At 69.4% G+C, this 14,104-nt stretch carries 13 protein-coding genes; 7 read left to right on the top strand and 6 right to left on the bottom strand.

Annotated features, from left to right (window positions below; genetic code table 11):
- The first annotated feature begins 14 nt into the window (after window positions 1–14).
- The 3 genes from G6N30_RS20165 (at window position 15) to G6N30_RS20155 (ending at window position 4,120) form a co-directional block, all read left to right on the top strand.
- The gene (locus G6N30_RS20165) at window positions 15–695 is read left to right on the top strand and encodes a YoaK family protein (RefSeq protein ID WP_134058449.1); all 681 of its coding nucleotides are present in this window, start codon (window positions 15–17) and stop codon (window positions 693–695) included.
- A complete protein-coding gene (locus tag G6N30_RS20160) occupies window positions 692–1,462 on the top strand; it encodes a fructosamine kinase family protein (RefSeq protein ID WP_134058446.1) in 771 nt (256 codons plus the stop codon). Before G6N30_RS20165 ends, G6N30_RS20160 begins: the two co-directional genes overlap by 4 nt.
- Window positions 1,463–1,828: 366 nt before the next feature.
- Entirely contained in the window at window positions 1,829–4,120 is a 2,292-nt protein-coding gene (locus G6N30_RS20155) for an ATPase (protein WP_134058443.1), read from the top strand.
- A 3-nt stretch (window positions 4,121–4,123) separates the two neighbouring features.
- Here the strand turns inward: G6N30_RS20155 and G6N30_RS20150 are convergent, their stop codons facing one another.
- Window positions 4,124–6,271, bottom strand: coding sequence for an acyltransferase family protein (locus G6N30_RS20150; RefSeq protein WP_134058440.1), 2,148 nt, complete (start codon window positions 6,269–6,271; stop codon window positions 4,124–4,126).
- A 51-nt stretch (window positions 6,272–6,322) separates the two neighbouring features.
- Window positions 6,323–7,405, bottom strand: coding sequence for a phosphodiester glycosidase family protein (locus G6N30_RS20145; protein WP_407664759.1), 1,083 nt, complete (start codon window positions 7,403–7,405; stop codon window positions 6,323–6,325).
- A gap of 235 nt (window positions 7,406–7,640) precedes the next feature.
- Here G6N30_RS20145 and G6N30_RS20140 point away from each other — a divergent pair, with 235 nt between their 5' ends.
- A complete protein-coding gene (locus tag G6N30_RS20140; RefSeq protein ID WP_134058437.1) occupies window positions 7,641–7,931 on the top strand; it encodes a GlsB/YeaQ/YmgE family stress response membrane protein in 291 nt (96 codons plus the stop codon).
- Between the two features lie 55 nt (window positions 7,932–7,986).
- Here G6N30_RS20140 and G6N30_RS20135 read toward each other — a convergent pair whose 3' ends face one another.
- On the bottom strand, window positions 7,987–9,297 hold the full coding sequence (locus G6N30_RS20135; RefSeq protein ID WP_134058433.1) for a PQQ-dependent sugar dehydrogenase: 1,311 nt from the start codon (window positions 9,295–9,297) through the stop codon (window positions 7,987–7,989).
- Window positions 9,275–10,039, bottom strand: coding sequence for a pirin family protein (locus tag G6N30_RS20130; protein ID WP_134058429.1), 765 nt, complete (start codon window positions 10,037–10,039; stop codon window positions 9,275–9,277). Before G6N30_RS20130 ends, G6N30_RS20135 begins: the two co-directional genes overlap by 23 nt.
- A 71-nt stretch (window positions 10,040–10,110) precedes the next feature.
- On the opposite strand from G6N30_RS20130, the gene G6N30_RS20125 reads away from it, so the two are divergent.
- A complete protein-coding gene (locus tag G6N30_RS20125) occupies window positions 10,111–10,566 on the top strand; it encodes a MarR family winged helix-turn-helix transcriptional regulator (RefSeq protein ID WP_134058426.1) in 456 nt (151 codons plus the stop codon).
- Here G6N30_RS20125 and G6N30_RS20120 read toward each other — a convergent pair.
- Both G6N30_RS20120 and G6N30_RS20115 read right to left on the bottom strand, forming a co-directional pair.
- Complete coding sequence (locus G6N30_RS20120; RefSeq protein WP_134058423.1) at window positions 10,555–11,679, bottom strand: NDMA-dependent alcohol dehydrogenase; 1,125 nt, start codon at window positions 11,677–11,679, stop codon at window positions 10,555–10,557. The genes G6N30_RS20125 and G6N30_RS20120 overlap by 12 nt on opposite strands.
- A gap of 113 nt (window positions 11,680–11,792) precedes the next feature.
- Window positions 11,793–12,446 carry a TetR/AcrR family transcriptional regulator gene (locus G6N30_RS20115; protein ID WP_134058421.1) on the bottom strand — a complete coding sequence of 218 codons (654 nt, stop codon included), beginning with the start codon at window positions 12,444–12,446 and terminating at the stop codon, window positions 11,793–11,795.
- A gap of 76 nt (window positions 12,447–12,522) precedes the next feature.
- Between G6N30_RS20115 and G6N30_RS20110 the strand changes: the two genes are divergently transcribed.
- Both G6N30_RS20110 and G6N30_RS20105 read left to right on the top strand, forming a co-directional pair.
- The gene (locus G6N30_RS20110) at window positions 12,523–13,419 is read left to right on the top strand and encodes an alpha/beta hydrolase (RefSeq protein ID WP_234880279.1); all 897 of its coding nucleotides are present in this window, start codon (window positions 12,523–12,525) and stop codon (window positions 13,417–13,419) included.
- Window positions 13,412–14,059 carry a maleylpyruvate isomerase family mycothiol-dependent enzyme gene (locus G6N30_RS20105; protein ID WP_134058415.1) on the top strand — a complete coding sequence of 216 codons (648 nt, stop codon included), beginning with the start codon at window positions 13,412–13,414 and terminating at the stop codon, window positions 14,057–14,059. Before G6N30_RS20110 ends, G6N30_RS20105 begins: the two co-directional genes overlap by 8 nt.
- The last annotated feature ends 45 nt before the right edge of the window (window positions 14,060–14,104 follow it).

Here is a 14,104-nt window from a genome sequence, read left to right as displayed (position 1 = left end):
GTCGGCACTCCGCCATGGCCGTCCGCTCACCGGTCTCGAACCGGTTGACCGTCACCGCGTTACTGCTGCTGACGTTCGCGACGGGTCTGGTCGACGCGATCAGTGTCCTGGTCCTCGGCCACGTCTTCGTGGCCAACATGACCGGCAACGTGATCTTCCTCGGCTTCTGGTTCGTCCCGCACTCGGGCGTGGATCTGACCGCGGCGCTGGTCGCGTTCCTCAGCTTCGTGGCGGGCGCGGTGGTCGGAGGCCGGCTGGCCCGCCATCTCGGCCCTCACCCGCGCCGCTGGCTGACCACCGCGTTGAGCGTCGAAGTAGTGGCACTCCTGGTGCTGGCGGTCCTGGCCGGCTCCGGGGTGCTCGACTACCACGACGATACGAAGCTGATCCTGATCGCCGGTCTCGCAGTGGTTTTCGGGATCCAGAACGCGACGGCGCGCCAGTTCGGGATACAGGAGCTGAGCACCACGGTGCTGACCCAGACGATCGTCGGGCTCGGCTTCGACAGCAGACTGGCCGGGGGCAGTGGTGATCGGGAAAAGCTGCGCTACGGGGTGGTGCTCACGATGTGCGCGGGCGCAGTTGTCGGAGCCACGCTGTCCCTGGTGACGGTCGCCCCGGTGATCGCGCTGGCCGGCGGTGTGGTGGCGACCGCGATGGCGATCTTCCGCTTCGGGCGCGCGGCGCCGGCGTGACCGAATTCGTGAAGCGCAATCCCGCCGCGCCACCGAACTTCTTCGCGTGCGAGGCGGCGGGGCTGCGGTGGCTCGCGGCGGCCGGTGGTGCGGCGTGTGTGCCCGTGATCGGTTGGGACGCCGCCTCATTGACGCTCACGCGCCTGGCCACCGCATCGCCGACACCACGGGCGGCGGCGGAGTTCGGGGCGCGGCTGGCCGTGACCCACGATGCCGGCGCCGACGCGTTCGGTTCGGGCCCGGATGGTTGGGACGGGCCGGGGTTCTTCGGGCCGCTGCATCAACCGCTGCCGATGTCGTTGACGGGGCACCGCAGCTGGGGCGAGTTCTACGCCGACGAGCGACTCGGTCCGATGGCGGAGCACGCCGCGCCACGGCTGAGCGCCACGGCGCGCGACGCCCTGGAGGAGGTCCGCGACGCATGCCGCGCGGGGCGGTTCGACGACGATGACGCACCGGCCCGTCTGCACGGAGATCTGTGGAGCGGGAACCTGATGTGGACCCCGGACGGTGTGGTGCTGATCGATCCCGCTGCCCACGGCGGCCACCGAGAGACCGACCTCGCGATGCTCGACCTGTTCGGCTGCCCGCATCTGGGCGAGGTGCTCGCGGGCTACCGGTCGGTGCGTCCGCTGCACGACGGGTGGCGGGACCGCACCGCTCTGCACCAGCTGTATCCGCTGCTCGCCCACGTGGCGCTGTTCGGCGGCGGGTACGCCCGGCAGACGGAGTCGGCGCTGGCCGGCGTGCTGCGCACCGCCCGCTGAATACTTGCCTACACAACTACAGCGAACACATGGCTGGACGGCATGACACGTTGCCGATGCGCGATGAGGTGGATGAATACGCAAAATCCCGACAGTGTCGTCGGCGCCCTGAGGCCGCGTGGCTAACTCGGGCGAAGCGACCGGGGGGCTCCTAAGCAGCAACGGGTTCGTGACGTTTCTGCGTGGCTGACGGATTCCTTTGACTCCGATAGGACAGGCGCCCACCAGCGTCGGAGGCGGACATCGGGTGCGGGCTGAGTCGGGAGGGCCCAGTGCGTGCGTTTTCCCAGCAATTTGACGCAGCCGGCAGTAGGGGGTGCTAGGTTCCTGAGGTCGAGCTGTGAATCTGCGGGGAGGATCGGGCGAATGGCCAAACATCGCGGTGCGAAACGGCGATCGAAGAAGATTGCTGCACTCGGGGCGGCCACCGTCACCGCGACCGCCCTCACGGTCGGGATCACGCCCGCACCCGAGGCCGAGGCCGCGAGTACTCGCTCGACGGACGCCGTCGATCTGACGGCCGACTTCCGCCTGTTCCCGCCGCCCCAGGCCATCCCCGACCTGACCAACGGTGCGGGGAGTGCCGCGTACGACGTCAAGAACGCGTTCGCCGACTTCGTGTTCCGGTCGATCTTCGACAATGTCAACCTCGCGGCATTGGCGCGCGCGGCCGGCGTCGATCCGCAGAGCCTCCTGGAACGTGTGCTGGAGAACCTGCCGCTGGCGCTGCTGACCGATCCGATCTTCGGCATCGTCAACAACATTCCGCTTCCGATCGGCAACCTGGTCAGCCAGCTCCCGCTGCTGGGCGGACTGCTGGGCGACATCCTCGGCAACGGCCTGAACCAGGCGGGGATCAACACGATCGGCGAGGTCCTCGGGATCCTTGGCATCGACCTCAGCGATCCGTTCAACCTGTCGGAGACCGGCGGCCGCCTCGGGGTCAACCTCGTCTCCTCCGGTCACGTCTTCACGCTGCTCAAGGTCCTCGGCACCGACCTGGGCTGGGTGCCGACCCTGCCGAACTCCGTCTCTGACGAGGTGAACCGCACCGACTACCTCGGCGTCGGCGTCGACGGGCTGCTCGACCTGGTGGACACCGGCGTCATCTCCATTCCCGGGCTGCTCAACGACATCCTCGAGGCACTGGGGCTCGACAACCTCGACGCCATCCCCGACGCCATCAAGGCGCGGGTGCCGATCGTGATCGGCGACGGTGTCGGAGCATTCGCGGCCGGGATGGCCTATCAGGACATCCTCGCCGACCTCCCGAATCAGCCCGGCGGGTCGAACTACAACGGCAGCGAGGCCGCGCCGCTGCTGGGCAGCCTCACCGTGCTGCCGATGTTGTTGCTGCGCAACCCCGGTCGCGCGAACGGCGGCCTGTTCGCCCGGTTCTACCCGCTGGCCGGACTGTTCGGCATCGACACCGTCACACCGGAGACCGAGTTGAGCAACAGCGGCGGCCTGGCGCTTCCCGGCGGCCTGTATCTCGGTGGCGCGACGCTGGTCCCCGTCAAGATCGACGTCGGCCTGCAGTACGACCCCTTCTCCGACTTCGCGGCGTGGCCCAACCCGTTCTCGCTGCTGAACAACCTTGCCGCATCGGCGCTTCCGACGTACTACCTGCGGGGGCTGGATGTCGGGCTGACCGCGGGCGCGGTGGCCGACCAGCTGGCCCCGCAGATCGGCGAGGTGGTCGAAGGTCCGCTCGAGGGCGACCCGCTGGCGCTCAACTTCTACGTGACGATCCCGATCGACGCGTTGCCGCTCCTCGAGCCGACGTACCTGATCGTCGACGCGATCAACCTGCTCACCGGCGCCAACCTCAACAACCCGATCGGGACCGCGCTGGGGCCCGCGCTGAGCAGCCTGGTCAACCTGGGCTACACCGATGTGGAGCGGCGCTGGAACGACGACGGCGATTACTGGGAGTACGTCCGCACCTTCGACGACAGCAGGGTGCCCACGGCGTTCGGCTCCTTTCCCGACATCAACTGGTTCAACGTGCCCGGCGACATCGTCGGGGCGTTGGGTGCCGGCGTCCGCCAGGCGTTCGAGGACGGGTTGGTGAACCGCGACGGACCGGTCAAGAACGTCCTGGCCACCGTGCTCAACCTGTTGGGTCTGGACGGCGGGCTGCCGGGCGGGATCGGCAATCTGGGGCTCGACGGGGTCTTCGACCAGATCCGCGACACCATCGACGGCGTGCTGAGCGATCTCGATCTGCCGCGCCCGCCGAGCGTCGCTGTCAACGCCGTGCCCGACGACAACGCTTCCCGAGTCGCGCTCAAGACGACCGCCGCGGACGACGTCGAGGACGACGGCGCCACGGGTGCGGACACCGACGCCGACACCACCGAGACCGAGTCGCCGTCCGCCGACGAGACACCGGTGGACGAGGCACCGGTGGACGAGGCACCGGTGGACGAGGCACCGGAGGACGAGGCTCCGGTCGACGAGGCACCGGTCGACGAGGACGGCGATATCGATGCCGAGGATCCCGCCGACGAGACCGCCGACGAGACCGCGGACGATGAGGCGTCCGACGCCGAGACGTCGGGCGACGACGCCACAGACACGGACACCGCCGACACCGGCGACAAAGCCGACACCGGCGACAAAGCAGACACCGGTAGCGACGCCAAGGCCGCCTGACGATCAGGCCGGTGCGGTCGCGATCTCACCGATCACCGGGGCCAGCCACTGGGCGTACTCGCCGGTGATGTGGTTGTCGTCGCGGTAGACCAACGTGTTCCCGACGATGACCGGACAGCGCTGCGCCGTGCAGAACAGATCGCTGAGGTCGGCGTACCTGCCGCCGGCCGATTGCACCGCGCCCGCCTCGGCGGCGATTCCGTTGTCGTTCAACGCCGCCGCTCGCACGGGCGAACACGCCACCACGTCGTCCATGTGGCCGGAGACGCAGGACGGCACCGTCGACAACGGATCCGGCACGGGCCCCAGGACGAGTACGGCGGCTCCCGTCGCACGTAACCGTGAGACGAGCCGGGAGAGTCCGTCGACCCACGCCGGATCGTAGGAGGCGAAGCCGAAGTCGGCGCCGTAGCGGCGGGACATGTCGACGACGATCAGTTGCGGGCGTTCGGCCTCCAGCCGGTCGAGCACGTCGACGCGCCACTGTTCGCACTCGCTGAACGTCCGGCCCAGGTAAGGGCTGGTGATCGGCAGCTCCATCAGCGGGCAGGTCACCTTACTCAGGGTCTCCAGCCGCCAATCATGTTGCTTTGCAGCTGCTTCCAGAGCCGGCTGCCACATCGCGGCATGCGAGTCGCCGACGAGGGCGACCCGTACGGGGGATGCGGCGTTTCCCGACACACAGTCGGGTTGTTCGACGTCCCGCCACGACAGGACGCAGCCGTTGACGAACACCTCGGGTTTGGCGACGTCGCCCAGCGGGGGCGAGAGATCGGCGGGGACGGTGCGCATCTCGGCGGAGGCGGCGACAGCGGCTTGGACCTGCTGGCGGGGCGTGGGTGTGACCCGGCCGGGGCCGGGGGCGGCGGAGGACGGTGCGGGCGCGGTGAGCGCCGCCGGGGTCGCCGCGGGCCCGGCGCCCGTCGGGATCGGGCGGACGACGAGCAGCATGATCGCCGCGCACACCGCGGCCGCCGTCGCGACACCGCCGAGCGCCAGGCTCCGCACCGCCGAGCCGCGCAGTGCGTCGGCGAACCGCGCCGGGTTCTCCACGAGGTGCAGGGTCAGGATCGCCAGGCCGAGCGAGATCAGGACCATGGCGAGCCGGCTCGCGAGCCCGAGGTCCGTACCGAACAGGGCGGGGGCGAGGATCAACACCGGCCAGTGCCACAGGTACCACGAGTAGGAGACGCGGCCGATCGCCCGCGGCACGGGTTTCGACAACAGCCGGCCCACCCCCAGATTGGGGGTGGCGCATCCCGCCACGATGACCAGGGCGGTGCCGGCGACCGGGAGCAGCGCGGCGGTGCCGGGGAACGGAGTGGCGGCAGTGACCCGCGTGCAGGCCACCACGATGAGCGCCAGCCCGGTCCAGCCGACCGCCGCCGCGACGACGGGTGGCAGCCGTCGCCACCACCGCACGCTCAGCGCGATCAGGCCGCCCGCTGCCAGCTCCCACGCGCGGGTCGGCAGCGAGAAGAACGCCCACGACGGCCAGTCGTGCGTCCAGGCCATCGACACCGCGTAAGAGCCCGCCGCCACCGCGGCCAGCGCAGCCGCGTACGGCAGGACCGAACGGGCGGCCGCCGCGCCGAACCGGCGGCCGATCAGCCAGCCGGTGCCGACGATCAGCACCGGCCATACGAGGTAGAACTGCTCTTCGACACCGAGAGACCAATAGTGCTGCAGCGGTGAGGGATCGGTGGCGGCCAGATAGTCGGTGCCCTCGATCGCGAAGCGGTAGTTGCCGACGTAGAGGGCGTTGGCGATCGCGTCGCCGAGCACGCCGCGGGCCTGCAGCGGGGGCAGCAGCAGGACCGCGCCGACCGCGGTCACCACCAGGACGAGCGCCGCGGCGGGCAGCAATCGGCGGGCGCGCGCGGCGTAGAACGCGCCCAGGCGCACACCCTCGCCTGCCGCAACCTCACGCCACAGCAGCCCGGTGATGAGAAAGCCGGAGACGACGAAGAAGACGTCGACGCCGATGAATCCGCCGCCGAGCCCGGGCATCCCGGCGTGATAGAGCACCACGGCGAGGACGGCGACCGCGCGCAGACCCTCGATGTCGGTGCGGAACCCGCGGGCATTCGAGCGGCCGCCTGCGGGGGCGCCGCGGCGGGTCGTGGCCCGGGGTTTCGTCACATCAGTCACTTCGACCCCGATGTTCCCACGTTAAGGGGCGGGAACCCGGTATTGGCGAAGTCAGTTGAACGCGAGCCAGCTGGGCAGCGCCCGCTCGCGGGAATCGCACAGCACCTGGCGGGTGTCGCAGCTGCCGCGCGGGGAGCCCGCCCCACTCCACATGCCGCCGGTGTCGCGGCGCAGCACGATCGCCGAGGAACCGCCGCCGTCGAGCAGCACCGCGTGTTCGGCGCCCAGACCGCGGAACAGGTCCTGGATGTTGTCGGGCGTGTAGTTCCCGCCTTGGAACACGTAGAGCTGGTCGGCCGCGCCGCTGTAGCCGATCGCGGTGCGCGCCGCGCTCGGACCGCCGTCGTTGAGCTGCCCGGTCTCCCCGGGTGCGAGCAGGCCGAGCCCCGCGACGGCGACGAACCGGGCGTTGCGGTCCATCAGCTTCTGGATCTCCGGGGAGGCGGCGTCGTAGTCCTGCTTGCCTTTGGGCATCACGACGTACGGCGCTCCGCCGACCGGCAGGATCATCGTCGCCAGCGCCGACCAGGTCTCGTCGCCCCCGGACAGCCCCTGCTTGCCTGCGTAGGCGATGGTCCCGGTGATCGGCGCGTTCGCCCGGCCCTGGCCGCGGGTGTTGTCGACGTAGGCGCCCAGCGGCGAACTGCATCCGGTGTCGCGCCAGGAGCCGCCCTGCTGGCCGCGGACGTCGAAGAAGTTCGCGTTGACCGCGATGGTCGGCTGACCGAGCGCCTGCCATGCCTGCAGCGGGGTGAAGGTCTCCGAGGCCTGCCAGAGCCCCTCGCCGGTGCGCGCCCTGGGGTCCCGCTCGCATCGCGCCTGGTAGCCCTGGTGGGTGTCGACGAGGAGCCGGGGGTTGAGCCGTGACGACGCGTTCTTGATCGTCATCAGGTGGCCGCCGTTGTTCAGCGTGTACTCGCGGCCGTCGGCGGCGCGGAACGGCGCCGCGAACTCGCCGCCGAAGTTGTAGACCAGGTAGGAGCCCTTGGTGTTGGCGATGGCGCCGAGCAACAGCGACTTGGGATCGCTGGCCCGGGCGTGCGGTTCGCCCATGGTCCCCAGCGCGGCGCACACCGAGAACACGGCCAGCGCTGCCGTGAAGCGACGCAGTGCGTTTGCTGGGACGGCCACGATCGCCTTTCGCCGGAGGTCACCTCGCTCCAACGATATTCGCAAGCGTCACTCTGTCAACTTTCGTAACAGCGAGGTCGCGGTCGGGCAACGGCATGGTCGCTGTTCGGGCATCGGCGATACGTGTTTGCGTGGATCGGGCCCGGCGGGGGTAACCCCATCGCGTGCCCGTCGACGCGGTGACGCCGACAGGCATGCCGGACATCGACGTCCCCCCGGAAAGATCGAAGGAGCAGAAATGATCGGAACCATTCTCGGCGCGCTGGTCGTCGGCTTGATCGTCGGTGCGCTGGCACGGCTGATCCTGCCGGGCAAGCAGAACATCGGCGTCATCATGACCATCGTGCTGGGTGCGCTCGGCGCCTTCGTGGGCAGCTGGCTGACCTACCAGCTGGGTTACAGCAACTCGAACGGCGGATTCGAGTTCATCCCGTTCCTCGTCGGCATCATCGTCGCGATCGTGCTGATCATGATCTACGTGGGGATCACCGGGAAGCGCGGCTCGCGCCCCGGCACCACCGTCCGGTAGTAACCGCGCTCGCAAGTGGGCTCGGGCATCCCTGCCTCGAGCCCACTTCGGCGTGTCAGCGCCCCGGCGGTGCCAACCGGTAGACGGCGCCGGCGTCGTCGTCGGTGATGTAGACCGCGCCGTCCGGCCCGGCCACCGCGTCCACCGGCCGGCCCCACCGGGACCCGTCGTCGGCCTGGAAGCCGCCGACCAGGGTCTGCTGGTTGCCCAGACCGCCGTCGCGCCACGGATAGAACGACACCTCGGGCGCGCGCGGCGGCCGCCGGTTCCACGATCCGTGGATGCCGACCAGCGCCCCGCGCGCATACGGCGGCGGCAGTTCGCCGTCGACGAAGCTCAGCCCCAGCGGCGCCGAATGCGCCCCGAAGCTCTGCTCGACGGGCGGCAGTGCGTCGCAGTCCAACTTGTCTCCGGCGGCGTTCGTCTGCACGTCCCGAATGAACGGGACGTCGGCCGGTCCGCCGTCGATGTTGCAGTACGGCCAGCCCAGTTCGCGCCCGGGTGTGAGCTTCGCCAGTTGTTCGGGCGGGTGGTCGTTGACGTAGGCGGGGTCGACCTCCCCGGTGGCGGGGTCGGCGACGTTGTCACGGCCGTTCACCGCCGTCCACACAGCACCGTCGGGGGCAACCGCCAGCCCGGTGCCGTTGCGGACCCCGGTGGCGAACGGTTCGGCGGGACCGCCGCCAGGAGGCACCCGCATGATCGTGGCGCGCGGCGGGGTGGCGTCGCGGTCCTCGGCCGAGACGTTGCCGGTCGATCCGATCGAGAAGTACACCGCTCCGTCACGGCCGACCGCGACGCTCTTGAGCGCGTGGGCGTACGCGCCGCGCAGATCGGGGCTTTCGTCGTCGGGCAGGCCGGCGGCGACGGTGCGCCGGTTCGTCGCGCTGCCGCCGGCGTAGTCGTAGGCGACGATCTCGTCGCTCTCGGCGATGTAGAGCGTCGACCCGGCGAAGGCCATTCCGTGCGGTTGGGTGAGGTCCTCGAGCAACGGTGTCGACTGAGTACCGCCGTCACTGGGCGTGAGTTTCACGATCTGTCCGGTGCTGGGCAGCGACACCAGCAGCGCGCCGTCCGGCGTCCACCGCGCCAGCCGGGCCTTCGGCACCCGGGCCCAGACCGACATCGTCCAACCCTGCGGGATCGACGCCTGCCGGGGTTCGTCGAACGGCGCCTCGTCGAGTCCCGACGGTACGTCCACGGTCACCGACGCGAGACCGGCGGCCGCCTGCGGCGCAGTCGGTGCGGTCGCGGTGGTGGTGGTCGGCGCCGCGGTCTCGCCGGGCGTGTTCGTCGCACACCCGGCGAGAACCGCCGTCGCCGTGGCGCAGGCGCCGAATGCCCTATACGCCGGCCAGATTCGCATGCATTTCCCAGACCAGGATCTCCGCCGGTTCGACGGCCGTCACGCGCTGACCGCCGGATGCGGTGAAGCGCACCGCATCTCCCTCGCTCAGGGTGCCCGCGCCTTCGAGGGTCACCTCACCCCGCGGGACGAACAGGTGCAGGTACGGCGCCTGGGGGAGTTCGACGCTGTCGCCGGGCTCGAGTCGCGCACCGTGCAGCGCCGCATAGCGATTGCGGATCGTGATCGCGGTGTCGTCACGATGCTCGGGCATCCCCGACGCGATCGTGACGAACTTGCCGCGCAGGAGTTCGTCGTCGATCTCGAGCTGCTGGTAACCCGGGGCGACGCCGGATTCGTCGGGCACCACCCACATCTGCACGAAGTGGACAGGCTCGCGGTGGGTGTCGCCGCCGGTGAGGGTCCAGGAGTCGTTCTTCTCCGAGTGCAGAATGCCGCGGCCGGCAGACATGCGTTGCGCCAGACCGGGATAGATCACTCCCGAGTGGCCCGTCGAATCCTGGTGGACGAGTGAACCGCGCAGCACCCAGGTCACGATCTCCATGTCGCGGTGGGGGTGTGTCTCGAAGCCGCTGCCGGGTGTCACGGTGTCGTCGTTGTTGACCAGCAGCAGCCCGTGGTGGGTGTTGGCCGGGTCGTAGTGGTCGGCGAAGGAGAAGGATTGCTTGGAGTCCAGCCAGGAGATCTGGGTTCTGGGTCGCTCCCCGGAACGCCGGATGTCGATCCGTTCGGCAGTCGTCATGTCGTTTCTCCTCCAAGACCGTGCGCCAGCCTAGGTGGCGCATCTGGACACGACAACTCGGATGATGTGTCATGTATTCCATGTGGCTGTCCGCGGAGGAGCAACGGGTGTGGCGCGGGTATCTCGCGATGGTGGCCGAACTGCAGGGCGCGATGAACCGGCAGCTGCAACGGGACTGCGGACTGTCGCTGGCCGACTACGACGTGCTGGTGGCGCTGTCCGAGCGGGGCGAGCAACGCATGTTCGAGCTCGGCGAGGCGCTGTCATGGGAGCAGAGCAGGCTGTCGCACCAGCTGCGGCGCATGCGGGACCGGGGTCTGGTGACCCGCCACGGTGCCACCGACGACCGGCGGGGTGCCACCGTGGCGCTGACCGACTCCGGCCGGGCCGCGTTGCGGACCGCGGCGCCCGGCCATGCGGCGCTGGTGCGGGGAGTGCTGTTCGACAGGATGCCGCCCGAGCGGCTCGAGGCGCTCAGCGAGGTGATCGACACCGTGCGTGAGCGCCTGCGAAATTCACCAGTCTGATTCGTCGAACTTGATCACGCCGCGAATGTTCTTGCCGTCCAGCATGTCCTGGTAGCCCTGGTTGATGTCCTCGAGGCGGTAGGTGTTGGTGACCATCTCGTCGATCTTGAGCAGGCCCGACTTGTACAGACCGACCAGCCGGGGCGTCTCGACATGGCTGCTGCCGCCGCCGAAGATGTTGCCCTTCAACGTCTTCTGCAGCATCGTGAACAGGAACAGGTTCAGCTTGACGTCGGCCTCGAACATCGACCCCATGCCGGTGACGACGCAGGTGCCGGTCTTGGCGGTCAGCGTCATCGCCTCTTCGATGTACTCGCCGCGCATCTCCCCGACCGCGATGATCGTCTTCTCGGCCATGAATCCGTGGGTCAGCTCGAGGACCGGGTTGATCGCCTCGGCCATCGACGAGAACACATGCGTGGCACCGAATTTCACGGCCTGCTCGCGCTTGAACGCGACCGGGTCGATGGCGACGACGTTGCGCGCACCCGCGATCACCGCACCCTGCAGCGCGGACAGTCCGATGCCGCCGACGCCGATGATCACCACCGTCTCACCCGGAAGGACCTCGGCGACGTTGGTGGCCGAGCCGAAGCCGGTCGGCACCGCGCAGCCCATGATCGCGGCGGTCTCGAACGGGACGTCGTGGTCGATCTTGACGACGGAGTCCTTGTGCACGGTCATGTACGGCGCGAAGGTGCCGAGCAGGTTCATCGGCGAGACCTCGGTGCTGCCCGCGTAAACGCGGCTGGTGCCGTCGGCGATGGCCTTGCCGCCGAGCAGCAGCGCACCTCGGTCGCAGAGTGAGCGGTGGCCCTTGAGACACGGCTGACACTGCCCACAGGCGGGGATGAACGCGAGGATGACGTGGTCGCCCTCGGCCAGCCCGGTGACGTTCTTGCCGACCTTGGTGACGACGCCGGCGCCCTCGTGGCCGCCGAGCGCCGGCAGGCCGATCGGGGTCGCGCCGGTGGTCAGGTGGTAGTCGGAGTGGCACATGCCCGCGGCATGCATGCGCAGCTGGACCTCGTCATCGACGGGGTCGCCGATCTCGATCTCGTCGACGCGGAACGGTGCGTTCAGTTCCCAGAGCAGGGCACCCTTGGTCTTCATGGTCAGCGATCATAGAACACGTTCCAGTTTGTGGTACAACGCGCGCATTGAACTGGGCATTTACGCACCAGACGCCGTCAACTCCCCGGCGGAACAAGGTTCCGGCGCGATGCTCAGACAGGATCCGGTGGCGCCCCGGGGCGTGTGCTGCGCGCGGCGATCCCGTCGAGCAACATCCGCAGCCCGCGGTCGAAATCCGCTTCGACGGAGGTGTGTACGGCCACCTTCGACAGCGCTGCGATGTGTGGGTGGCTGTCACCCGCCACGGCGCCGATGCGTGCGGCCACCTCGCCCGCTTCGGGCCCGCGCGTCAAGGGCCCGGCCAGTTCGGTCTGCACGGCGCCGACCACGAACGCCAGGACCGCGTGGAAAGCGGCCAACCGGTCGGTGTCGGCCAACCCACCGCGGTCCAGCGCCGAGACCAGCGCGTCGGCGGCCTGGAAGCCGGTGCCCGAGGCCGTCCGGCGGGTCAGCACCAGGGACACCGCGGCGGGGTGCGCACGGATTCCGCGCCACATCGCCTCGGCGACCGCGTGCACGTCGGCCATCCAGTCTGCGGTCGGCGCGGGGATTTCGACCTTCGCTACCACGGCGGCGACGACGAGTTCCTCGAGTCCTTCTTTGTCGCGGACGTAGTTGTACATCGTCATCGGACCGGTGCCCAGCGCGGCGGCCAGCGCGCGCATGCTGAGCGCGCCGACGCCGCGCTCATCGACGAGGGCCAATGCCGCCGTGGCAATTTCGTCGGTGCTGAACCGTGCTCGCACGCGGGCGCTCCTTGACAAGTACGTCGTACGTAATGGAGTCTACTTATACGTACGGTGTACTTATCGAGGAGGCGCGATGCCGACCACCATCCCGACCGAACGGCTCGACTTCACGTCACAGGGCACCCGGTGCTCGGCGTGGCTGACGTTGCCGGTCGGCCACGGCCCGCATCCGGCCGTTCTGCTGGTGCACGGGCTCGGGGCGACGCACGACATGATGCTGGCGCAGTACGAGCAGCACTTCGCCGCCGCGGGCATCGCCACGCTGGCGTTCGACTACCGCCACACCGGAGACTCCGACGGCTCCCCGCGCCAGCACATCTCCGTGCGACTGCAGTGCAGCGACGTCGCCGCGGCATTGACACACCTGGCGCACGACCCGCGCGTCGACCGCACGCGAGTGGGGCTGTGGGGGACCAGCCTCGGCGCCATGAACGTGATTCGCGTCGCGGCCGCACGCGACGACGTGGCGGTGGCGGTGGTGCAGTGTCCGATCGTGCACGGACCAGGCGCAGCGCGCAGCCTCGGCGTACTGTCCGCGCTGCGCATCACCCCGGCGATCTTCGCGGATCTACTGCGTGCGGCACTTCGGCGCGGCAGACATCATGTGCCGATCGTGGGGCCGCCCGGCAGTCTCGCGATGGTGACCGTCGCAGGCGCGGAGGCCGGCTGGAACTCGACTGTGCCGTCAGGCGGACGCTTCGACAACCGAATCGCCGCCGCGGACGCGGTGACGATGGTGACGGCATCGGCGCTGCGACACGCGCGCAGGGTGCAGGCCCCGCTCCTGGTTTGCGTATGCGATCGGGAGACCCTGATGGACCCCGAGTACGCCATCCGTGCCGCTCGCCTGGCACCGCACGGGGTCGCCCGTCACTACGACTCCGACCACTTCGAGATCTACCACCCGCCGCTGGTGAGTACCGTGCTCGCCGACCAGACCGCCTTTCTGCGAGAGCACCTGAATGTCTGAGGCTCTGCGACTCAACGATATTCGCTTCTGCAGGCTCGCCAGGACACTGAGTTCCGACGAGTGGGCACACCAGAGCCTGTGCGATGACTGGTCCAATCACGCCGTCCTCGCGCACCTGGTGATCGGCTACCGCACCGGCATCTCCACGACCGCCGCCGCGATCCTGCGTCAGCGTGGTTCGTTCGACCGGGCCAACACCGCGCTGGCGTGCACGCTCGCCGAAAAGGTCCGTCCCACCGAGCTGGTCGACGAGTTCGAGCGGTTGATCGAGCGGCCGCGCGGACTCGGGCGCGTGTTCCCGCGCCGACTGCTGTTGGGCGACCACATCACCCACGAACTCGACATCGTCTTCGCCGTCGCCCGCGAGCCCGCGATTCCGGTCACGGCGCTTCGAGCAGTGCTCGATACCCAGGTGGCGATACCGAACCCGTTTGTGCCCGCGTACCGCAACAGCCGAGGTCTGCGGTTGCGCGCGACCGACGCGGACTGGTCGCACGGCGTCGCCGGCCCTGTCGTCGAGGGCCGAGCCGCGGATCTGGTGTCGGTACTCGGTAACCGGCCGCATGCGCTGCCCCGCCTCCATGGCGCCGGCGTCGACGTGCTGACGTCGCGGCTCAGCCGGAGGCTTCCGTACGCGTGAGTACGCGCGACTCCGGCGGGTTGGAGGCCGCGCTGGGAACCACGC

The sequence above is a fragment of the Mycolicibacterium litorale genome (assembly GCF_010731695.1).
GTDB lineage: Bacteria > Actinomycetota > Actinomycetes > Mycobacteriales > Mycobacteriaceae > Mycobacterium > Mycobacterium litorale.
The sequence above is the reverse complement of the archived record's forward strand: the minus strand, read 5'-3'. Positions and strand labels throughout refer to the sequence as shown.

Excerpts from the sequence above, each read along its gene's own strand:
- G6N30_RS20125 (WP_134058426.1), top strand. The coding sequence starts at position 10,111 with ATGTATTCCATGTGGCTGTCCGCGGAGGAGCAACGGGTGTGGCGCGGG.
- G6N30_RS20165 (WP_134058449.1), top strand. The coding sequence starts at position 15 with ATGGCCGTCCGCTCACCGGTCTCGAACCGGTTGACCGTCACCGCGTTA.
- G6N30_RS20155 (WP_134058443.1), top strand. The coding sequence starts at position 1,829 with ATGGCCAAACATCGCGGTGCGAAACGGCGATCGAAGAAGATTGCTGCA.
- G6N30_RS20120 (WP_134058423.1), bottom strand. The coding sequence starts at position 11,679 with ATGAAGACCAAGGGTGCCCTGCTCTGGGAACTGAACGCACCGTTCCGC.
- G6N30_RS20135 (WP_134058433.1), bottom strand. The coding sequence starts at position 9,297 with ATGCGAATCTGGCCGGCGTATAGGGCATTCGGCGCCTGCGCCACGGCG.
- G6N30_RS20130 (WP_134058429.1), bottom strand. The coding sequence starts at position 10,039 with ATGACGACTGCCGAACGGATCGACATCCGGCGTTCCGGGGAGCGACCC.
- G6N30_RS20110 (WP_234880279.1), top strand. The coding sequence starts at position 12,523 with ATGCCGACCACCATCCCGACCGAACGGCTCGACTTCACGTCACAGGGC.
- G6N30_RS20105 (WP_134058415.1), top strand. The coding sequence starts at position 13,412 with ATGTCTGAGGCTCTGCGACTCAACGATATTCGCTTCTGCAGGCTCGCC.
- G6N30_RS20140 (WP_134058437.1), top strand. The coding sequence starts at position 7,641 with ATGATCGGAACCATTCTCGGCGCGCTGGTCGTCGGCTTGATCGTCGGT.